Consider the following 20,614-nt stretch of genomic DNA (forward strand, 5'->3'; position numbering starts at 1 on the left):
TGTGAAGTCTTCAGCCGCATAGCGAAAGTCCTGACGCCAATCGGGTATTGGGTTCACTGTGGCCTGGAAACGAGCAGCTCGAATTCGCCAAGATCCGTGAAGACGACGTCGCCGTTGTTGGCTGTGACGTTGAGTCGGTAGTAACGATAGAAGCTGGGATTCGCGATCGCGTAAGTCCTCAGCTCGAAGCGTCGGGCAAAGGCCTGGTTGCTTTGCGTGTCGAGCGTTGCCCAGGTGGCGCCGTCGTTGGAGCCCTGGAATTGCCAGTCCTTTGGATCGCGGGGGACCTGGCCGTTGGCGCTGCGGATGGCATAGCGCTGGACGCGCTCCGTGTGGCCGAGGTCATACCGCAGCCAGCCGGTCGTGCCCTTGTAGAACCATCCCGTCCCCGTGTTGTGGTCGAAGGCCCTCATGGCGCCGCTCGTGTTCCCGCTGTCGCTTGCTTCGCCACCGGTCGCGACGTTCACCATCTAACGCGGTGTGGCGCTGTCCACGGGAGAACTACCGCTCGTTCCAGCGGCGTTGGTCGCCGTGACGGTGTAGTAGTAGGTGGTGCCATTGGTCACGGACTTGTCCGTGTAGCTACTGCCCTTGACGCCCGATGCGATCGTCTCGGAGGGCCCACCGCTGAAGGTGGAGCGGTGAACGGTGTAGCTGGTGGCACCGAAGGACGCCTGCCAGCGCAGCGGCACGGCGCCATCGCCCGGCGAGGCCAGCAGCATGGCGGGCGGCTCGGGAATGACGCTCGGCGCACCACCGTCGCCACCGGTGATCTGGACATTGCTGAAGACGCTGTTGTTTAGCTGGCTTGAGACCGACGAGACCACCAATCCGACATAGATGGTGTCCGGAACCGGGGCGTTGATGCGGCCGACATTGGTGGCGGCCCAATTGGTGCCATCGGGAGAAACGTAGCCGGTGATGATGTTCCCGATGCGTTCTAGCTTCACCCAGTTAATGGGCCCGGAGCTCCCATTGGTTAATGCCTTGTTCGCGTAGTTCGCGCCGCCATACACCGCCAGTTTCGTCATGTTCTGTAAGACTTGACCTTGGTAATTTATCGCCATCCAGGCGCGCGGAGCGCCTGGATCCAGGCTTGTGCGCATCATCACGCCCGCCACTGCGGACGGGTGGGTGTTCTGGAGCGACTCGACTTTCGCGATGATGGCGCTGTTGCCGGTGAGGGCCTTGTGGGAGAAGTGGGAACTGTCGCGTTCGCCCCAGATATCCCAGCCTGCCCCAGCCACGTTCCATTTGCCGGCGGCGTATGTGGCCGTGCCGGCCGGGCTCGCGCCCCCGATGTCAGCATTGCTGAACCCCGAGGTGATCGAGGTGGTCGAAGGAATGGGTAGCGGCGGCGGTGGCGTCGCCTTCGAGGTGTCGGACTCCTTGAGGAACATGAAACTGGTGCCGTCCACGGACGTCCCAAGGCGCCTCTGAGCGATGAAGGGTGCCTGGAGACCTTTGCGCAGGACGTAGGCGCCATAGAGCTGAGTGAGCGCCACGCTCCCGCGATTGGCGCCGTCCCAGCCGCGATTGGTGACGTCAGTGGTGTAGTAGCGATCGGTGGTGCCGAAAGGAAGGGCTGTCGTGGGAACGAGCTCGTTCACCCGCGCGAAATACTCACCCGCGGCCAGCAGGCGGTTGTCAAAGTCGGAATAGATGTCGATGCCTTGGGTCCAGAGCGCCTCAGCCAGCATGGTCAGTGACCTCAGCTGCCCATAGGCGTGCCCCTGGTCGCGGAGGTAGTCGCCGAGCATGCCGATGTCGTTGGTGTTTCGCAGTCCGATATGGGCCAGCGTGCGCGCCTGGTAGACGACCCGGTCCAATGTCTCGATGTCGTCGTTGTAGATCGCCATCAGTCCCAGCGCGACGAGGGACAGTCCGCCCTTGTTGGCGGCCCCGAACATGCTTTCGCCATAGGGGTTCGCTGCCGGCATCAGAACGTCTTTGAAATACTTCTTCACCGTCGCCGTGTCGGCCTCCGTCCAGCCCGGGTAGGTGCTGCGCAGGATTTCCGCACCGCCCACGAACGCGGCAGCGTAGTCGCCCAGATCCAGCATGGACTCGCGACCTGAGAACTCAACGTGGGTAGTGGCCCACCTAAGCAGCAGCCACTTTGCAGTCTTCGCGTATCGCTCGTCCTGAGTGAAATACCACATCAGTGATTGGTCCGAGATCGCGGCCATGTCGCTGCGCCAAGCATTGAGATTCTCGTCGGGGGCGCGGCTCACCTTCGCGAACGGGCCACCACGCCCTGCGTAGGTGAGCCTGGCGTTGGGACGGTTGGCCAGATTATTGAACCCAGACTTCCATGGCTCCCTGCCCTGATCTACGTTCGCCTTGAGCGTCTGGAGATCCGAGAGGGTGACTCCCGCGCCTGGATGTTTGATAGCGCGGACAACAGGGTCTACCGGGACAGTGGGCTCCGTAGGGGGGTCTACCGGGACAGTGGGCTCCGTAGGGGGGTCTACCGGGACAGCGGGCGCCGCAGGGGGGCCTCCGGCGACAACGGGAGCCTCGGGAGCATCTCCCGTCTCGGCATCTTCATCTCCAGGTTGTCCACCGCAACCCTGTAGCACGACCGCACTCAACACGAGTAACGCAGCAGCAAAATCGGTTCTGTCAAACATGGGCCACCAGCGTTCCTCGAAGCGTTAATTTCATTGATAAGCCCGCGATCCGCTTTGAATGCTTTTCGGCTCGCGAGGCAGGCGAATTCTATTGATCCGGCCCTGTGAAGCATCGGGTATCAGCCGTTCGCCCTGCGCCTGTCAAAGGGTTTGCCAGAGTGTGGGTGAGGGCTTCGACAAGCTCAGCCCGAACGGACCTTACGGTAATAGCTGAACCCGAGCAGGAACCCGAGCCGGCTCGGGTTCCTGAGGAGGCCGCGCATTTCTCACGGCCGTGAACGGACCATGTTCTGCCCACTGTGACGGGTTAGAGCACCTTGAACACAATGCTGCCATTGCGTTCTGACGCGGACACTCTCTGGCCTGGCTGGACGGTGGTGGTGGCCGACACAAACGTTCCGCCCGAGCCCAGGATGGTGACCTTGGTACTGACTGCGGTGCTTCCCGGATTGGTCAGCACGCAGGTATTGGACAGGCCACCCGTGACCGTCTGTGCAGTGCCCGCGCCTACCACGCTGGCATAAGCGCGCAGCGTGTGCACCACCGACTTCTGCAGATCCTGTGTCAGCGTGGCGACGCCTTTGCTGCCGGTGACCTGCGATACCACTGGCAAAACCGGTGCGCCCTCGTTGGTGGTCAGCTCGATGGAGGTGTCCCCGGAGCCATCAAAGTTGCTGGCCACCAGGAAGCGGTAGTTGCGCTCGTCCTGCACGATGGAGGCGGACCATCCAAACTCCACCGGGGGACGCAACAGATTCGCGCTCAGCTGAGCGGTCTGTGCTGCCGTCTGGTTGACCGCAGCCACCACCACCTTGTCGGAAATGATTTCATCGGCCGCGGCAGCCTTGGAACCTGTGAAGTACGAACCATACATGCGCGAACTCGTGGCGCCGGCCTGTATGCCCTTGGATCCAAAGTTGAAGCCTTTGCCGCCTTTGACCACCACGCCCAGCTTGCCATCCACATTCATCCAGTCGCCGCTGTACGAGGTGAACTGCGTGGGCATGCTCGTGGTACCCGAAGCGGAATACACCGAGCGCGCCGCGCCCGACATGGCGTCGCGCTCAAAGTCAAACGCCCCGCCATATTCCTGAACAATGGTGACGGCCTCATTGGCCACGACCCTGTCCATGTAGACCACCAGGTTGTTGTCTGGCAAAGAGGTGAAGGACAGGTAGCGGGTCAGCTTGCCGGCGTTCTCCGACAGCACCCCACCCGTGGTGAACCAGGTGGCCGCGGTCTGATTGGTGTGTGTGATGTAGGACGCATTGGTGGGCACTCCGTTGAGGTTGTAGTACCCCACGAACGACTTTTGGTAAGGCACCAGCACATAGGGTTCGTCCATATAGCTGGAGGGGTTGGGGCCGATGTAGCCCATGAACTTGCTCTGCCACGAGAAAGACGAATACTTCTGCGCGTTGCGGTGCAGCAGTACTTTGGTGTAGCTGAAGTCTGTCACGCCGCTTTGTGCGGTGACAAAGCTGCTGGGCGTGCTTGGCGTGGTGGAGCCAGGGCCAAAAAACTCGTGGTACAGAAACGCATCGGCCAGCCGCTGTGCCGCCACGGACTCCCGACGTGGGCCAATATCGATCAGGTTGCCAAAGTAGCTGCCGTTCGTTTGCAGGTTGGCCCGCGCGCGCATGTACTCCAGCGTGCGGCTCTCCAGCATGGTGGCGTCGGGGTCCTTGAAGTAGGCAGCCAGGAAGCTGTAGGCAGGCAAATGCTCGTAGTCATGCACCATCCAGTCCACGCCATTGGGGTACATCCATTCGCCCTCCGGAAGGGCGATTTTCTTGAGCACCTTGTTCCACACGTTGAGGATGTTGTGCTCAACCGCGGCGGGCGGGGTCAGGTTGCCCATCTTGTAGAAGACGGCGGAGGTTCCCAGCTCGTTGATGGGGACCATCTGGTAGATGGGGTGGAAGATGTCGTGGTTTTCCGCCGTCAGGTCGGGGTGAAGGTTGGCACCGCGCACCCAGGTGCTAACAGCCTTGCCGTCGACCACCGTCGCATCGGATTTGTCAGCCAGCGTGGAGTAGGTGTTCATCATGTAGCTCTTCGCCATGTCGTCCCACTTGGCCGCATTGGCATGGTTGGGCTGCATGCTGCGGGCCAGCGACAGGATGTTGGTGTCCCAGCCGTTTTCTTCTGCCTTGGTGTCACTCCACTCCTTGTAGGGGGGCAGGGTTGCGGCCTTGAAGTCGGCTTCGCCGCTGACCAGCAGGTTCAGCTTGTGTTGCGTGTCGAGGTCCAGTTGTGCCCACACCATCCAGCCGCCCACGGCCGCATACGAAGACCACATGCTGGACTCCCACACCTTGCCCCATCTGGCCCCCGATGTCGTGTTGTAGCTCCCCGACGACTTGTGGGTGTTCACGAGGTACTTCAGGTTGGCGACGAGATGGGCCTCCACCGTTGCGCGGGGAATGCCGTTGAAGGAAGCGTCGGTCGTGCGCGTCAGCAGCAGTGCATACAGGTAGGCGTAGTTCGCGGTGGTGCGGATGCCGTCTTCTGTGGCAGCACCCGAATGAAAGTAGCCTGCACCGGGAATACTGGCGGAGTAGTCGTGATAGATGCTCTCTGCATATTTCACGTGCTTCTTCAGCAGCTCCAGGGTGATCGATTTGATTTCAGACTCTTGCAAAGTCTGCGCAGAGATGCTCCCGGTGGGGTATGCATTTGCGGAAATTCCAGCGCAGGCGAGTGCGGCGGCCAGTACCAATGTCATTGCTTTCATATGTCTCCTAGGGTCCATTTAAATTAGCGTGGGGGGGGGAATCGTTGTACTTACTTGTGTGTTCGAAAAAGACACCGTGGGGGCTTGGGTTCGTCTGAAGGATCGGTACGCGTCTCATCCTGGACGCGGCACTTAAAAATGAAATCGATCAATGTTGCTGACGTCAAAGGTCGTTGGCACACCCAGAATGACCTCGCCTTTTGATCCGACGATGTAATCGCCCAGGCGGCCCGCAGAAAAGCTATCGCCTTTCGTGCCGCTGATCTGCCCCTTTGTAAGACTGGCCGCTGCATAGGCCGCCAGGTAGCCCAAATCCACCGGGTTCCATAGCTGGAAGGCCCGCACCGTGCCGTCTTTCACAAACGGGCGCATCTGGTTGGGCGTACCCAGTCCGGTAACGTGGACCTTGCCCTTGAATGGTGATGAGGCCACGTACTCTGCGCTGGCCAGAATGCCCACGGTTGTGGGGGAAATGATGCCGCGCAGGTTGGGGTTTTGTAGCAGCGCTATGCACTGTTCGCGTGACTTCACGGCATCGTCGTTGCCATAGAGCACCTTGGTCATCTTCATGTTCTTGTAGGCGGGGCGACGCAGCTCCTGCAGCATCCAGTAAATCCAGGCGTTCTGGTTGCTGGCCGTGACCGTGGCGGAAAGAATGGCGAATTCGCCTTGCCAATCCATCAGCTTGGCCATCAGCTGCATTTGCGCGCGGCCCACGCCTTCCTGGCTGGCCTGGTTGATGAACAAATCGCGCGCGTCAGTGGCCAGATCCGCGTCCACCGCCACGATCTTGGTGCCCACGGCAATGAGCTCCCGCACTTTGGGCAGCAGCGCCACCGCCTCGTTGGCAGCCAAGATGACGGCGTTCAAGCGCTCCGCAATCAACTGATCGATGAATGGCACTTGGGCCAGTGCTTGGGCGGTGGTGGGTCCCAGCATGCGCGCCTGTGCCCCCATTTCGCGTGCCGCTTCCATCACGCCCTGACCCAGCATTGCGTGGTAGGGGTTGTTCACCTGCTTGGGCAGGTAGGCCATCTTCAATGCACCGGATGGCCCAGCCGCAGCAGCCGCTCGATGGGTGCCCAAGACGTGGCAGAGGGCGGTCAGTAAAGTGGCTCGCCGAACCAAAGAGGGCCTAGGGCTGGCTTTTGTGTTTGTCATGGGGCACTCGCTCCAGGTTGGCATGTCCTGTGCGTTAGCCCGCTGGACGATGACGGTCACTGTAGGGAGTGATCAACATCAGATCAATGCATGGCTTTTTATGCAATTCATCAAAATCTGTGATGGATTGTTCGGCGTAGCTGCCGTGTGGCCCCAGTCCACCGAACTTGAGCCGCTCGCTTGTATGACTGCGAAGGATGAGGCTTTATCTGAGCGGGTTTTTGGATCAGGATCAGGTTGTCCGCCAGCACCTTGGTGGCCACGCTCCGCCTCCTGTTTTTTGCATCCGGCATGGCGAACCAGTTCTCAGGGGGTAAGTACTTAGCCGCTGTCAAATCGAGCTGCAGGGCCGGACTCCAAAAAAACAGGGTAATCCTGCATCTGTGAATGCAGCCAAGCACCCAATCGTTGCAGCCCGCTGGCGCGTTTCTGTTTTTCCTGTGGGTCTTTGATGGCGGCCGGCGGTATTTCCCGGGTCGCATGGGTCACCGAAAAAGACCCTTCAGAGGGTTGCCCTCCTTCCCTCTGAGCGGGTGAGGCGCCACCGCCATGCGCCAAGCTCAAGCCGCCAAGGTTTCAGCCTCTCAGAACACGGTCTCCGGCTCGCCTTGCACGCGTTTGAAGCGCCGCACCACGCAGCCTATCTGGGGCATCTCAATGGGTATGTGCACCGGAAGAGGTTCCTTCTGGGGCAATTCCACCGCGCCATAGCTGCGCGAAATGAGCCCCATCTCTTCCAGGGACTTCAGCGCCTTGTTGGCGCTCTGCCGACTGATGCCCATCATCTGTGCAATCACTTCCTGAGGCACCTTGACCCGCTTGGCGGGAACCACCCGAGACCCATAGCCTGTGGCGACCCGTTCCAGACGCTTGAGGATGCGCTGCTCCAGCGACAGGAACGAGATTTCCTGGAGCGAGTCCAGCGCCCCTCTGAGCTTCTGACACGCCAGGATGCCGATGTGTCGCCAGTACTGCGGATGCTGGTTGAGCCAGGGTTCGAGGGCATCACCCGGGACAAAAAGCACCTCGGTGATTCCATTGGCATAAGCGCCCATGGCGCGCGGGCCACTGTCAAGGGTCGAGATCTCGCCCATCCACTGGCAGGGCTCGACCTGGGCAAGGACGTGGACCTTGCCCTCTTCATTCACGTTGCTCACCAGCAGTGAGCCACCCACGACGCAACACAGGCCGCTGCCTTTTTCGTCGGGCTCGAAGAGCGCCTGTCCATGGCGCAGCTGGATCAACCGCGACAGTTTCACCAGGGCCACCTGCAGCTCGGGCGGGCAGGACACGTACCACCTGTCGGCACTCAGACGGAGGCGCAGAGAGGATTCCATGTTGGGCCCAGCCGCTCACACCAGCGCTTCGTCCGCCACAGTGGACCACTGGCGAAAGCGCTGCAGCAGGCTGTGCGACACCTGGGCCGTGGGGGGCGGGACGCTGGCATAGGCGTCGCGGCCGTGCGAGGGCATGGCCCAGCGGGTACTCAGCCAGGCACCGCGCGCCGTGCCTTCGACCTCGTCCTGGCTGCGCACCACCGCCAGCGGCGCGAGCAAGGCGCTGAGCGCGGCCGCGTAGGCCGGGTTGTCGGCCAGCGGCCCTTCGAGGATCACCACGGACAGCGCGTCGCTGCGCTGCGGGTTGCCACGCAGCGCCAGGGGCAGCAGGTCGAACAGGATGCGGGTGGTCATCATGGCGCAGTACATCGCGGCCAGGGCCGGCCGCAGGTGCAGGGGCACCACCTGGGGAGCGCTGCCCATGGGCTGGTCGCCGCGCACGATCTCGCCGGCCTGGCCGAAGTTGGCCGCGGGCCCGGCATCGTGGCCGGGCAACACCAGCCAGCCGGCCTCCAGCACCTCGTGCAGGGCGCTCTCGGTGGCCAGCGCGGGGTCGGCGCCGTGGCAGAGGTGGGCGAACTCGCGCCCGCCCATGAAGCGGGCGGTCGGCACAGGCCGGCCTTCGATGGACTGGTTGAACAGCTGTTCGCGCGCCGGGTCGAGCGCCTGCTCGCGGCCCGTCACGCCGGGCGTCATGACCACGCACCAGGTGCCGGTGGACACCACGCTGGCCCCTGGCAGGGCATGCAGGTGGCGCGCCAGGCAGGCGTTGCTGTCGTGCAGGCCGGCGTACACCACGCAGCCGGCGGGAAGGCCCAGGCGTTCGGCCAGGGCGGGTTGCACCGGGCCGATGGCCTCGTATGCCAGGCGCAGGGGGGGAAAGCGCTCGACCAGGCCCTCGCGCACGGCCCACGGCGCGAAGCGGTTGCGCGCCGGTTGCCAGAGGTGGGTATGGCAGCCCAGCGAGCTCACTTCGTAGGCGGCCACGCCCGTGAACCACCAGGCCCAGTACTGCGGGTAGGGCAGCCAGGCTTCGATGCCTTGCCAGGCCTCGGGCTGGGTCTGCTGGAGCCAGAAGAGTTGCAGCCCGGCGTTGAGCCCCAGGGGCAGCAGGGGTGTGCCGGTGGTCTCGAAACCGTCGATGCGGCTGGCGTAGTCCGCGCGCAGCTCGCCGTAGCCGTCCCATTCGTAGTCGATGGCGGGCAGGGCCAGGCCGCTGCCGTTCACGGCGCAGAAGGCCGCGCCGTGGGTGGTGATGCCGATGCGCCCGATGCGCGCGTGCTCGGGCAACGTTGGCACGCTCTCCTGCACCCAGGCCTGCAAGGCGTCCAAGCCCAGTGCGAGGTAGTGCGGGGTCTGCACCGAGTGGTTGGCGCGCACACGGCGTGCGATCACGTCGCCCTCGGCGTTGAACAGCACCAGCTTGGCGTTGCTCTTGCCGACGTCGAGCACCAGGGTATGGGCGTTGCTGTCCATGATCAATCGAGGTGGAACAGACACGGCAGGTCCTCGGCCACGGGGGAGCCGTCGGGGTGGCAACGCATGATGTCGCTCATGTGCTGCCACCAGCGCTGCATCACCGGGTGCTGCGGCAGGCTGGCCATGGTGTGGCCGGCGCGGCGGCGCAGCACGGCGAACAGCACCAGGTGTTCTTCGTCCAGGTAGATGCTGTAGTCCTCGATGCCCGCGTCCTTGAGCAAGGTCACCAGCTCGGGCCAGATGGCGTCGTGGCGGCGGTGGTACTCGGCCACGCAGCCGGGGTTGAGGAACATGCGGAAGGCGTGTTTTTCGGTGGGCATGTCAGGCACTCCGTGAGGCCGGAGCCTTCTGGAAACGCGCCGCCAGGCGGCGCAGATATTGGGGCAGCACCATGGCCACGATCAGCAGGCCGCCCACCACCATGGACACCACGATGCCGGTGACGTTGAGCATGCCCATGGCAAAGGTGAAGCTGCCCAGCAGCACGGCCGCCAGCAGGGTGCCGACCACGCTGCCGCGCCCGCCCTGGATGGACACGCCGCCCAGGATCACGATGGTCACGGCGTCCAGCTCCCAGCCCATGGCCAGGTTGGGCCGCGTGCTGCCGATGCGCCCGGTCAGCAGCACCGCGGCCAGCGCGGCCATGACGCCGGCGAAGATGAACAGGCCCAGGCGGTAGCGGTCCACCGCGATGCCGGAGAAGCGCGCGGTCACCGGATTGGCGCCGATGGCGTAGATGCGCCGCCCGTGCACGGTGGCGTGCAGGAACAGCCCCACCAGCAGCGCCGCCACCAACATCACCGCGAACTCGATCGGCACGATGAACCCGGGCATGCCCATCAGGTCGCCAAGGTAGCCGTTGCCCCAGGTGACCAGTGTTTCGGGGTAGCCGGTGATGGCCTGGTCGCCCAGCACCACCTGCGCCAGCCCGCGGTACAGCGAGAGCGTGCCGATGGTGACGACGATGGAGGGCAGCTTCCAGCGCGTGACCAGCCAGCCGTTGAGCGCGCCGCAGGCCGCGCCGGTGGCCAGGGCCGCCAACACCATGGTGCCAACGCCCGCGCCGGCCTGCATGGCGAAGCCCATGGCCATCGAGGCCAGCGCCATGATGGCGGCGATGGACAGGTCGATCTCGCCGCCGATCACCAGCAGGGCCATGGCCAGCGCGATCAGCGCCTTCTCGGAAAAGTTGTAGGTGGTGTCGGCCAGCGCATAAGGCGTGAAGAAGCCTTCGATGCCCAGCCCGAAGCCGAGGTACACCAGCACGATCAGCGCGATGAGGATGCGCTCCCAGGTGTCCAGCGCCTTCATGGTTTGGCTCCTTGCGGGGTTTCAAGAATCTGGCGCCCGTGCGTGCGGTCGGCCCGCGCGTTGAGCACCACTGAGATCAGGATCACCGCGCCGGCAATGGCCTGCTGCCAGAACGGCGAGACCTGGATCACCGGCAGCGCGCCGTTGATGACCCCGATGAACAGCACGCCGAGCAGCGCGCCGGCGATGGTGCCCACGCCGCCGCCGATGCTCACGCCGCCGATCACGCAGGCGGCGATCACGGTGAGCTCGTAGCCCGAGGCCAGCTCGGTGAAGGCGATGGAATAGCGCCCCACCCACAGCAGCCCGGCGAGACCGGCCAGCAGGCCCGAGAAGGTGTAGGCCATGACCAGGCGCTGGCGCACCGGGATGCCGGCGTACAGCGCCGCGTGCGGATTGCCGCCGTAGGCGTAGAGCTCGCGCCCTTCGCGGCGCCAGCGCAGCAGGTAGGCGCTGGCCAGCAGCACGCCCAGCGCCACCCAGATCAGCGCGGGCAGGCCCAGCCAGTCTTCGCGCGGCAGGCCCTTGATGAGCGGGTGGATCTCGTGGTCGGAGATCCAGGCCCCGCCGCTGACGACGAAGGTGGCGCCGCGGTAGGCCGAGAGCGTGCCCAGCGTGACCACGATGGGCGGCAGCGAGAACCGCATGATCAACCAGCCGTTGACCGCGCCCAGCAGCGCGCCCACCACGCAGGCCATGAGCAGCAGCGCGGGCAGCGGCATGCCCGGCCAGGCGCGCGCGGCCAGCGCGCAGAGCATGCCGGTGAGCGCGAGGTTGGACGCCACCGAGAGGTCCACACCGCGCGTGAGCAGCACCAGCATCTGGCCCATGACCAGGATCACGAGGATGGCCGAATCGTTGCCGATGTCCAGCACGTTGCGCCAGCTCAGGAACACCGGCGCGCGCCAGCCCACGGCCAGCACGATGAGCACGATGATGGCCGCGAGCAGCCACTCGCGGCGGCGTGTGTGAAAGTGGGAAGACAGGCTCATGCGGCCATCTCCAGAACGTGTTGGTGGAGCGCCTCGGACTCGATGCCCGAGGCCGCGGCCACGATGGTTTCGGCGTCGGCCTGGCCCTGTTCGTAGGTGGCTACCATGCGGCCCCGGCGCATGACCACGGTGCGGTGCGCAAGGTGCATCACCTCGGGCAGTTCGCTGGAGACCAAGATCACCGCCAGGCCCTGCGCCACCATCTCGGCGATCAGCTGGTACACGGCCTGCTTGGCGCCCACGTCGATGCCCTTGGTGGGCTCGTCCAGGATCACGATGCGCGGGTTCAGCCCCAGCCACTTGGCGATCACCACCTTCTGCTGGTTGCCGCCCGACAGCCCCGACAGCGGCGTGTCCTGGCTCTCGGTCTTGATGCGCAGGCGCGCGATCATGGACTCGGCCAGCGCGGACTCGCGCGCCCTGGACAACCAGGGACCGCGCGCGAGCGACGCGGCGTTCGTGACCGGGCCGGCCAGGCCGGCGAGCGTGATGTTGTGGCGCACCGAAAAGTCCAGGATGCCGCCCTGGCGCTGGCGCTCTTCGGGCACGTAGGCCAGACCGGCCGCGATGGCATCGGCCGGCTCGCGCACATTCAACGCTTTTCCAGCGACGCGGATCTGGCCGCGCGCCTGCGGGTTCAGGCCCATCAGCGCGAGCATGGCTTCGCTGCGGCCCGCGCCGACCAGGCCGTAGAAGCCGAGGATTTCGCCAGCGCGCAGAGAAAAGCTCAGGTCGTCGAATTCGGTGGGGTGACTCAGACCCGATACCTCCAGCACCACGTCGCCCGCGCGGCGCGGGATGTGGGGGTAGATCTTTTCAATTTCCCGGCCCGCCATGAGCTTGACCAGCTCGCCCTCGTGGGCCTCGGCGATGCGGCCGTGGCCCACCGAGGCACCGTCGCGCAGCACCACGTAGCGGTCGGCAACGGCGAAGATTTCGTCGAACTTGTGGGTGATGAAGAGCACGGCCACGCCCTGCGCCTTCAGGCCCCGCACCAGGCCGTAGAAGTCGCGGATCTCGGCCTGCGAGAGCGCGGCGGTGGGTTCGTCGAGGATGACCACGCGCGCTTTTTGCGACAGCGCGCGGGCGATCTCGATCAGGTGGCGCTGGGCCAGGCTCAATTGTTTGACCGGCGTGGTGGCGGCAAAGCCGGCGCCCACCTGGTCAAGCACGGTCTGGGCTTCGGTATTCATGCGCGCCCAGTCGATGAAGGACAGCGGCCCCAGCCGGCGCAGTGGCTGGCGGCCGATGAAGATGTTCTCGGCTGCGCTCAGCTCCTCGAACATCACGGTTTCCTGGTGCACGGCCACGATGCCGGCGGCCTGCGCGTCCTGCGCGCGGGCAAAGCGCACCGGCTGGCCGCCCAGCTCGATGCGGCCTTCGTCGGGCTGGTGCACACCCGTGAGCGTCTTGACCAGCGTGGACTTGCCGGCACCGTTTTCACCGATGAGCGCCAGCACTTCGCCCGGCACCAGGTCCAGGTCCACGCCCTTCAAGGCGTGGGTCGGTCCGAAGCGTTTGTGGATGCCGCGCAGCGAGAGCCACGCGGAGGGGGAATCAGGGTTCATGGTGGCGCTGTGGAGACAAGAGGCTCGGCAAGAGTACGGCAGCTTCCCCCGCAGCGCCGTTACCGGCCATCAGGAGTCGAAGCTTGGGTTTTCCATGGCACCGGAGCGCCGCCCACACCGCATGAAGCGGTGCAGACCCAGGGCACCGAGGAACCGGCTTTGCCGGGCCTCTGGTGCCGTCCCCCTCCCGCCGAAGGCGAGAGAGGGGGAAGACGCGAAGCGGCGCAGGGGGTGCCTCAAAAAATCTTCGAAAACTTCTCGACGTTGGTCGCGTCGTAGGTGAAGGGCTCGGCCATCGCGGCTTCGCCGTTTTCATCCAGCGTGGCCTTGCCCACGCGGCCCAGCGAAATCACCTCGCCCTTGGTGCCCTTGACCGTGCCCTTCATGAAGGCGTGCACAGCGTGGATGGACGAGTAGCCCAGGTCGATCGGGTTCCAGATCGCGAAGGACTTCACCGCACCGCTCTGCACGTGGCCAGCCATCTCGGAGGGCAGGCCCAGGCCGGTCACGAAGATCTGGCCGACCTTCTTCTCGTCCTGCACGGCCTTGGCGGCCGCGGCGATGCCAACCGTGGTCGGCGCGACGATGGCCTTCAGGTTGGGGTAGCTCTTGAACAGGCCCTGTGCTTCGCGGTAGCTCTTGTCGGTCTGGTCGTCACCGTAGACCACGTTGACCAGCTTCAGACCCGCGTACTCGGGCTTGGCCAGCACCTTCTTCATCTCACCGATCCAGATGTTCTGGTTGGTGGCCTGCGCGGTGGCCGAGAGCACGGCGATCTCGCCCGTCTTGCCCACCACCTGCTCGCTCATCTTCACCAGCTTCTCGCCGATGAGCGCGCTGTTCGAGGGGTTCAGCTGCATCAGGCGGCCTTCTTTTTTCACGCCCGAGTCGAACGAGATGACCTTGATGCCGCGGGCCATGGCTTTCTTGAGCGAGGGCACCAGCGCGTCTGGATCGTTGGCGGAAATCACGATGGCCTTGACGTTCTGTGCGATCAGCGAGTTGACGATCTCGATCTGCCCTTCTGCGGTCGCCTTGGCCGGGCCGGTGTAGATGATCTCCACGTCCTTGAGCTCCTTGGCGGCTTCGAGCGCGCCCTGGTGGGCGGCGTCAAAGAAGCCGTTGCCCAGGCTCTTGACCACGAGGGCGATCTTGTCGGCGGCGAAGGCCGGCTGGGCCAGGGCCAGCGCCAGGGCGGCAGCGGTCAGTGCGAAACGGGATTTTTTCATGTATGTCTCCAAAGGATGTCGTCGCGGTTGAAAAAGGCCGACCTGTCGGGGTCGTTGTCCTGCCGTCGGTGCTCAGAAACGCCAGCGGTCAAGATGGGTTGGCCGGCCGGGGCGGCTCGCACGCCGCCCCGGCCGGTGAAGGGGTTCACACGATGCCGCCGCCACCGCCCACGGCGGCCGGGCGCTCGCCGGCCACACGCTGGCGGTAGCCGCTGGCGCGGTAGGCGGCCACCGGGTCGATGGCGCCGCCCGCGTCCAGCCGAACGCGCTGCAGCAGCGGGGTCACGTCGGTCTGGAAGGCCTGCTTGAGCAGGTGCGTGGCGGTGAGCGCGTCGTTGGCTTCCTGCGCGGCGTCGAGCGCGGCGCGGTCCACCAGCAGGGCCTGCGCGTAGCTGCGCTGCACCTGGACGGCGCTGGTCATCAGGCTCTCGATGGGGTCGGTCACGTTGTGGCTCTGGTCCAGCATGTAGGCCGGGTCGAAGGGCACGCCCTCGTGCGCCGCGGCCACCAGCTCGTTGAACACCAGGAACAGGCGGTAGGGCGAGACGCTACCGGCGTCCAGATCGTCGTCGCCGTATTTGCTGTCGTTGAAGTGAAAGCCCGCGAGCTTGCCGGCGGCAATGAGCCGCGCGACGATGAGTTCGATGTTCACGTTGGGCGCGTGGTGGCCCAGGTCCACCAGGCACTGCGCCTTGGGGCCCAGGGTCTGCGCGGCCAGGAAGCTCGATCCCCAGTCCTGGATCACGGTGGCGTAGAAGGCCGGCTCGCAGATCTTGTGCTCCAGCATCATGCGCCAGTCGCCCGGCAGCGCGGCGTAGATCTGCTGCGCGCTTTCCAGGTAGCGGTCGAAGGCGCGGCGGAAGTGCTGCTGGCCGGGGAAGTTGCTGCCATCACCGACCCACACCGTGAGCGCCTTGCTGCCCAGCGCCTGGCCGATGTCGATGCACTCCAGGTTGTGCGCCACGGCCTGGGCGCGGGTGGCCGCGTCGGTGTGGCTCAGGCTGCCGTACTTGTAGCTGTGGGCCTGGCCCGGCTGGTCGCTGAAGGTGTTGGAGTTCATGGCGTCGAACGCCAGGCCGGCGCTGGCCGCGGCCTGGCGCAGCTCGCCCCAGTCGCTGCACTTGTCCCAGGGGATGTGCAGGCTCACCGTGGGGGTGGCGCGTGCCAGTTGCTGGATCACGCCGCAGTCCTGCAGCTTGTCGAACACGTGTCGCGGCTCGCCCTGGCCGGGAAAGCGCGCGAAGCGTGTACCGCCGGTGCCCACGCCCCAGCTGGGGATGGCCACGCCGAAGGCCGCGACCTGCTGACGCACGGTCTCGATGTCGATGTCGCGGCGCGCGAGTTGCTCGCCCAGGTGCTCGTAGTCGTGGTGCGCGTGGCGCGCCAGCGAGTAGTTGTGCGAGGCGAGAAAGCTGCTGTCGATGGTCTTCATGTTGTCTCCTTGTTGAGCGAGTGCCTGAGCACCCCTCTCGTCCGTGGACGCCGCGAAACCGGCTTCGCCGGGCCGCTGGCGTCGCCCCCTGGGGGGCGGGGGTTTACCTTGTAAAGGCGGCGAGGTTGCCGGCGTCCACGTTGAGAATGTTGCCGGTGCTCTTGGCGCTGAGGTCTTCGCAGGCGAAGAAGTAGGTGGCCTCGGCGATGTCTTCCGGGAACACGCTGCGCTTGAGCATGGAGCGGTCGCGGTAGAAGGCTTCGAGGTCGCCCTCGTCCACCTTGTTGGCCGCGGCGCGCTCTTCGCTCCACTTGCCGGTCCAGATCTTGGAGCCGCGGATGACCGCGTCGGGGTTGACCACGTTGGATCGGATGCCCAGCGGCGCGCCTTCGAGCGCGAAGCTGCGGGACAGCTGGATCTCCGCGGCCTTGGCCGCGCAGTAGGCCGTGGCCTGGTTGCTCGCGACCATGCCGTTCTTGCTGGCGATCATGACGATGGAGCCGCCCGTGCCCTGCGCCTTCATCAGCTTGAAGGCTTCGCGGGCCACCAGGAAATAGCCCGTGGCCAGGATGCTCTGGTTGCGGTTCCACAGCGCCAGCGTGGTTTCGTCGATGGGTGCGGCCGAGGCGATGCCGGCGTTGCTGACCAGGATGTCCACCCCGCCGAACGCCAGCGCGGCGCGGCCGTAGGCGGCGATCACCGACGCCTCGTCGGTCACGTCGCAGCGCACACCGCGCACGTGGTCCTTGCCGTGGGCCTTGGCCAGGTCGGCGGTGACGCTGGCGAGCGCGTCCTCGTCGATGTCGGCCAGCACCACGCAGGCGCCCTCGGCCAGCATGCGCCGGGCAATCGCCTGGCCGATGCCACCGGCGCCGCCGGTGACCAGGGCGACCTTGCCCACCAGCGGCTTGGGCTTGGGCATGCGCTGCAGCTTGGCTTCTTCGAGCAGCCAGTATTCGATGTCAAAGGCTTCCTGTTCGGGCAGACCCACATACTGGTCCACCGCGTTGGCCTCGCGCATCACGTTGATGGCGTTCACATAGAACTCGCCGGCGATGCGGGCGGTGGCCTTGTCCTTGGCGATCGTCACCATGCCGATGCGCGGCAGCAGGATCACCACCGGGTTGGGGTCGCGCAGCGCCGGGCTGTTGGCGCGCTTGCAGCGCTCGTAATAAGCGGCGTAGTCGGCGCGGTAGGCGGTCAGCAGGTCGTCCAGCGCGGTCTTGAGCGCGGGGCCTTCGAGGGTGTAGACCGCCTCGGGCACGATCAGCGGACGGATCTTGGTGCGCAGGAAGTGGTCGGGGCAGGAGGTGCCGAGCGCGGCCAGCGGTTCGAGCTCGGCCGAGTTGACGAACTGCATCACCTCGGGCGAGGTGTTTACGTGCAGCAGCTTGGGGCTGCCCTGGGCGGCCAGGCCGCGCAGCACCGGCAGCACGCGCGCCAGCGTGGCCTCACTCGCCGCGCCGTCGAGCGTGTCGAAGCGTGTGCCGCCGAACACCTGCACCTGGCGGCGCTCGCGCTCCCGGGACAACCAGGCCTGTGCGCGCTCAATCAGGTCCACCGTGTTTTCGTAGCAGGCGCGGGACGATTCGCCCCAGCTGAACAGGCCGTGGCCGCCGAGCACGATGCCGCGCAGGCCGGGGTGCGCGGCGTTGTAGGCGGCCAGGCGCTGGCCCAGTTCGTAGCCCGGACGCAGCCAGGGCATCCAGCCCACGGTGCCCTCGTACACCTGGCGGGTGATCGCCTCGCCGTTGGCCATGGCCGCGATCGCGATCACGGCGTCCGGGTGCATGTGGTCCACGTGTGCATAGGGCAGCGAGGAGTGCAGCGGGGTGTCGATGGAGGCCGCGCGGGCGTTGAGGTTGAAGGTGCAGTGCGGCAGGTAGCCCACCATCTCGTCTTCGTGCTCCAGGCCGCGGTACAGGCCCTTGAGCGCGCGCAGCTTGTCCATGTAGAGCGTGGAGAAGCCGTCGAGCTTCATGGAGCCCACGTCGCCGCCCGAGCCCTTGACCCAGAGCACTTCGGCGTCGGCGCCGCTCAGGGGGTCGCGCTGCCAGATCTTGGCCGAGGTGTTGCCCCCGCCGTAGTTGGTGATGCGCAGGTCCGAACCGAGCAGGTTGGAGCGGTACAGAAGCAGATGGGGCTGGTCCATGCCGGCGGTCGCGGCGTCGTCCCACTGGGGAAAGTCGGGGGGGGTGGCTGTGTTCATGGAACGGGATGCTAGGCCGGTCCCTCGACCGCGGCTATTGATGGAAATTTATCAAATCGATAACGAAGCCTTATATTCCAGCCCATGCCCCGCCGGCCACGGGTGGCGGGCGCGCTGCGGCGCTGTTTTTGTCCGGGAATGTCCTGAGGAGAAATCGAGATGATGGAGTTGAAGGTCCGGCATTTGCGGGTATTCGAGGCGGTGGCCAGCTGCGGCAGCTTCTCGCGCGCGGCCGAACAGCTGGCGCTGACGCAGCCCGCCGTCTCGATGGTGGTGCGCCAGCTGGAACAGGAGCTGGGTACGGCCCTGTTCGACCCGACCGACCGCAAACGCCTGAGCGACGCCGGGCAGGAGCTGCTGGGGCACGCGCGCATCATCCTGGCGCAGGTGCGCGCGGCCGAAGAGGCGATGGCCTTCTACACCGAGAGCGGCAGCACCGAGGCCTCGCGTGGCCTGCGCGGGCTGCTGCACCTGGGCGTGGTGCAGACCGCCAACTACTTCGCGCCGCGCCTGCTCAGCGAGTTCCATCGGCGCCACCCCGACGTGCACCTCAGGCTCACGGTGGCCAAGCGCTCGGAGATCCTGGCCATGCTGGCCGAGCGCCGGCTGGACATCGCCATCACCGGCTACCCGCCGTCCGAGGCCGACGTGGAGGCGCACAGCTTCGCCCGCCACCCGCACTGCCTGGTGGCCTCGGTGAACCACCCGCTGGCCCGGCGCCACGGCCTGGACTGGGCCGACCTGCGCCGCGAGGACTTCATCTTTCGCGAGCAGGGCTCATCGACCCGCGTGTTCCTGGAACAGCTGTTGCAGTCGCAATCGCTCCAGGTGCGACAAAGCCTGGAGCTCTCGGGCAACGAGACGGTGAAACACGCGGTGATGGAAGGCCTGGGCATCAGCTTCCTCTCGGCCCACGTGTTCCAGGTGGAGCTCGAAGCCGGCCGCATCGCCGTGCTGGACCTGGCCGACATGCCCAAGTACATCGACTGGTGCTTCATCCACCGGCGCGACGTCACGCTCAATGGCGTCAACCAGGCGTTCAAGGACTTCGTGTTCGCGGAAGGGACGCGGATTGCGGCGTGTCTGGTGCGGGGGTGATCACGGCCCCCTAAGAGCCGCTGGCCACCGCGATCTCGTAGGGGGACGCGTCGATCCGTTCCAGTAGAACCAGGGTCGTGCGTTGCAGCTCAAGCAAACGATCCGGGCGCAACTGACCTTCGACGATGGCCTCCACCAGGAAGCCGTCACTTTCCTTGAAACGCACCTTCAGCCCATCGATCATGGTGCTGAATGTGCCGTACTCAGCCTCTTCAATCACCGGGGACATTTCTCCAGGCAGGCGATACAGCGCATCCAACGCAGCAAAGTCCGGCGGTTCACTGTGGCGCCAAACGTGCTCAAGCCCAAGAAGTGCATGGTCACGGCGCACATGTTCGCAGTGCCACCGGGCATGTCGCGTATCCCCAAGCCGATTGCGTTTTCGGTCCACCCGCCACATGACCCAGTGTTGCCAGTGATGTTGGGTCAATCGTGTCCAACGGCCATTGCGTGTATCCAGCGCCCAGGTGTCGACGTTTTCTTGGGTTGCCCGTTGTTCACCGCGCCAACGCTCACCTCCGCTGATGACAAGCGTGTGACCATCGGACGCGAGCGAAGCCTGATGTTCGTAGATCCACCCGGGTGACTCGCCGAGGGTTTCGACCGCCTCCATCTGCATGGAGTCGAGCGAGAGCTTGAAAACCGGTGTCACGCCCAAAGTACGACTCTCCGCATAGCCCAATCGCCCGACGATGTAGATGGCGCTTCCGATCCGGGTCGCGCTGTGAAAGTCGGTCGGGGGAAAGTCCTCCTTGGGGTAGCCGTGGATGGCAATGGAGCCGGCAGCATCCACGACGGTCACATCGTTGTAAATGCAGAAATCGGGGTCGTAGTGGTCCTCGTGCTCGCCACCGATGTAGAGCACCCGGCCATCCTCCAGGGTGGTTTCGCTCATCCCATAACGCTGAAAACACCACATCGGTCCGGCGGTGAACGGCGATGGTCCACCAAAGACGTTGTTGGCACTGTAGCCATCCCAACGGGTACGCACCAGCCAATGCCACAGCGGGTTGTCGAGTCGGGTCGGATTCGCGGTGCCGATCCGTGGCGATCTCCAGGCCAGAAACTCGGCTTCGCTGATCTTGGGTGCGGGCTCTTCCTTGCGGAGGCGATCTACTTCCTCCTCAGCTTGTTCACGCGCCCATTCGTCTTCGTCGTTCAGGGAATCTGCAGGCATAGGGGGCTCGGGATCGGGTACTGGCTGTCGCACAAGCTTGAGCACTATACCGAGTGACTTCATCGCCAGACAATCCCCATGCTTTCGCGCCCGACCACCCTTTCGCCACACGCCCATCTGCCGCACGACCGGGGCAGGACCTCACGCCCCGTCAATCCCCCTGCCTCCTTCAACCAGGTTATCGCCGACGTGTGACCAGACAAGTACCGGCGCCTCGATAAGACGCAAGCACTGCTGCAGACCCTGACCAC

The 20,614-nt window shown here is 65.1% G+C and carries 15 protein-coding genes; 1 reads left to right on the plus strand and 14 read right to left on the minus strand.

Features of this window, described 5'->3' with window-relative positions:
• Positions 1–53: 53 nt before the first annotated feature.
• The 13 genes from HTA01S_RS25955 to HTA01S_RS10225 all read right to left on the minus strand — a co-directional run bounded on the left by HTA01S_RS25955 (position 54) and on the right by HTA01S_RS10225 (position 18,088).
• A complete protein-coding gene (locus HTA01S_RS25955) occupies positions 54–470 on the minus strand; it encodes a discoidin domain-containing protein (protein WP_245638052.1) in 417 nt (138 codons plus the stop codon).
• Positions 471–2,633, minus strand: coding sequence for an alginate lyase family protein (locus HTA01S_RS10170; RefSeq protein WP_245638053.1), 2,163 nt, complete (start codon positions 2,631–2,633; stop codon positions 471–473).
• 307 nt (positions 2,634–2,940) lie between these two features.
• Positions 2,941–5,370 (minus strand): hypothetical protein, encoded by a 2,430-nt coding sequence (locus HTA01S_RS10175; RefSeq protein ID WP_157572049.1) that lies wholly within the window; start codon positions 5,368–5,370, stop codon positions 2,941–2,943.
• 132 nt (positions 5,371–5,502) lie between these two features.
• Entirely contained in the window at positions 5,503–6,531 is a 1,029-nt protein-coding gene (locus HTA01S_RS10180) for a rhamnose ABC transporter substrate-binding protein (RefSeq protein WP_068170304.1), read from the minus strand.
• Positions 6,532–7,115: 584 nt separating this feature from the next.
• Positions 7,116–7,790, minus strand: a complete 675-nt coding sequence (locus HTA01S_RS10185) for a Crp/Fnr family transcriptional regulator (RefSeq protein WP_169804764.1) — start codon at positions 7,788–7,790, stop codon at positions 7,116–7,118.
• Positions 7,791–7,883: 93 nt separating this feature from the next.
• A complete protein-coding gene (locus HTA01S_RS10190; RefSeq protein ID WP_068170318.1) occupies positions 7,884–9,344 on the minus strand; it encodes an FGGY-family carbohydrate kinase in 1,461 nt (486 codons plus the stop codon).
• Between the two features lie 2 nt (positions 9,345–9,346).
• On the minus strand, positions 9,347–9,667 hold the full coding sequence (gene rhaM / locus HTA01S_RS10195) for an L-rhamnose mutarotase (RefSeq protein ID WP_068170321.1): 321 nt from the start codon (positions 9,665–9,667) through the stop codon (positions 9,347–9,349).
• 1 nt (position 9,668) lies between these two features.
• A complete protein-coding gene (locus HTA01S_RS10200) occupies positions 9,669–10,658 on the minus strand; it encodes an ABC transporter permease (RefSeq protein ID WP_068170323.1) in 990 nt (329 codons plus the stop codon).
• Positions 10,655–11,650, minus strand: a complete 996-nt coding sequence (locus tag HTA01S_RS10205; protein ID WP_068170325.1) for an ABC transporter permease — start codon at positions 11,648–11,650, stop codon at positions 10,655–10,657. The genes HTA01S_RS10200 and HTA01S_RS10205 overlap by 4 nt, the downstream gene beginning before the upstream one ends.
• On the minus strand, positions 11,647–13,218 hold the full coding sequence (locus tag HTA01S_RS10210) for a sugar ABC transporter ATP-binding protein (protein WP_068170327.1): 1,572 nt from the start codon (positions 13,216–13,218) through the stop codon (positions 11,647–11,649). The genes HTA01S_RS10205 and HTA01S_RS10210 overlap by 4 nt, the downstream gene beginning before the upstream one ends.
• Before the next feature lie 236 nt (positions 13,219–13,454).
• Complete coding sequence (rhaS, locus tag HTA01S_RS10215; protein ID WP_068170334.1) at positions 13,455–14,447, minus strand: rhamnose ABC transporter substrate-binding protein; 993 nt, start codon at positions 14,445–14,447, stop codon at positions 13,455–13,457.
• 145 nt (positions 14,448–14,592) lie between these two features.
• Positions 14,593–15,879 carry an L-rhamnose catabolism isomerase gene (gene rhaI, locus HTA01S_RS10220; RefSeq protein WP_084236003.1) on the minus strand — a complete coding sequence of 429 codons (1,287 nt, stop codon included), beginning with the start codon at positions 15,877–15,879 and terminating at the stop codon, positions 14,593–14,595.
• A gap of 103 nt (positions 15,880–15,982) precedes the next feature.
• The gene (locus HTA01S_RS10225; protein ID WP_068170336.1) at positions 15,983–18,088 is read right to left on the minus strand and encodes a bifunctional rhamnulose-1-phosphate aldolase/short-chain dehydrogenase; all 2,106 of its coding nucleotides are present in this window, start codon (positions 18,086–18,088) and stop codon (positions 15,983–15,985) included.
• Positions 18,089–18,247: 159 nt separating this feature from the next.
• Between HTA01S_RS10225 and HTA01S_RS10230 the strand changes: the two genes are divergently transcribed.
• Positions 18,248–19,186, plus strand: coding sequence for a LysR substrate-binding domain-containing protein (locus HTA01S_RS10230; RefSeq protein ID WP_068170338.1), 939 nt, complete (start codon positions 18,248–18,250; stop codon positions 19,184–19,186).
• 10 nt (positions 19,187–19,196) lie between these two features.
• Here the strand turns inward: HTA01S_RS10230 and HTA01S_RS10235 are convergent, their stop codons facing one another.
• A complete protein-coding gene (locus tag HTA01S_RS10235; protein WP_068170340.1) occupies positions 19,197–20,363 on the minus strand; it encodes a hypothetical protein in 1,167 nt (388 codons plus the stop codon).
• Positions 20,364–20,614: the final 251 nt, after the last annotated feature.

Origin of the sequence: Hydrogenophaga taeniospiralis CCUG 15921 (genome assembly GCF_001592305.1) — a bacterium.
Classification (GTDB): domain Bacteria; phylum Pseudomonadota; class Gammaproteobacteria; order Burkholderiales; family Burkholderiaceae_C; genus Hydrogenophaga; species Hydrogenophaga taeniospiralis.

Excerpts from the sequence above, each read along its gene's own strand:
- HTA01S_RS25955 (WP_245638052.1), bottom strand. The coding sequence starts at position 470 with ATGGTGAACGTCGCGACCGGTGGCGAAGCAAGCGACAGCGGGAACACG.
- HTA01S_RS10175 (WP_157572049.1), bottom strand. The coding sequence starts at position 5,370 with ATGAAAGCAATGACATTGGTACTGGCCGCCGCACTCGCCTGCGCTGGA.
- HTA01S_RS10205 (WP_068170325.1), bottom strand. The coding sequence starts at position 11,650 with ATGAGCCTGTCTTCCCACTTTCACACACGCCGCCGCGAGTGGCTGCTC.
- HTA01S_RS10235 (WP_068170340.1), bottom strand. The coding sequence starts at position 20,363 with ATGCCTGCAGATTCCCTGAACGACGAAGACGAATGGGCGCGTGAACAA.
- HTA01S_RS10230 (WP_068170338.1), top strand. The coding sequence starts at position 18,248 with ATGATGGAGTTGAAGGTCCGGCATTTGCGGGTATTCGAGGCGGTGGCC.
- rhaM (WP_068170321.1), bottom strand. The coding sequence starts at position 9,667 with ATGCCCACCGAAAAACACGCCTTCCGCATGTTCCTCAACCCCGGCTGC.
- rhaI (WP_084236003.1), bottom strand. The coding sequence starts at position 15,879 with ATGAAGACCATCGACAGCAGCTTTCTCGCCTCGCACAACTACTCGCTG.
- HTA01S_RS10180 (WP_068170304.1), bottom strand. The coding sequence starts at position 6,531 with ATGACAAACACAAAAGCCAGCCCTAGGCCCTCTTTGGTTCGGCGAGCC.
- HTA01S_RS10170 (WP_245638053.1), bottom strand. The coding sequence starts at position 2,633 with ATGTTTGACAGAACCGATTTTGCTGCTGCGTTACTCGTGTTGAGTGCG.
- rhaS (WP_068170334.1), bottom strand. The coding sequence starts at position 14,447 with ATGAAAAAATCCCGTTTCGCACTGACCGCTGCCGCCCTGGCGCTGGCC.
- HTA01S_RS10200 (WP_068170323.1), bottom strand. The coding sequence starts at position 10,658 with ATGAAGGCGCTGGACACCTGGGAGCGCATCCTCATCGCGCTGATCGTG.
- HTA01S_RS10210 (WP_068170327.1), bottom strand. The coding sequence starts at position 13,218 with ATGAACCCTGATTCCCCCTCCGCGTGGCTCTCGCTGCGCGGCATCCAC.
- HTA01S_RS10225 (WP_068170336.1), bottom strand. The coding sequence starts at position 18,088 with ATGAACACAGCCACCCCCCCCGACTTTCCCCAGTGGGACGACGCCGCG.
- HTA01S_RS10190 (WP_068170318.1), bottom strand. The coding sequence starts at position 9,344 with ATGGACAGCAACGCCCATACCCTGGTGCTCGACGTCGGCAAGAGCAAC.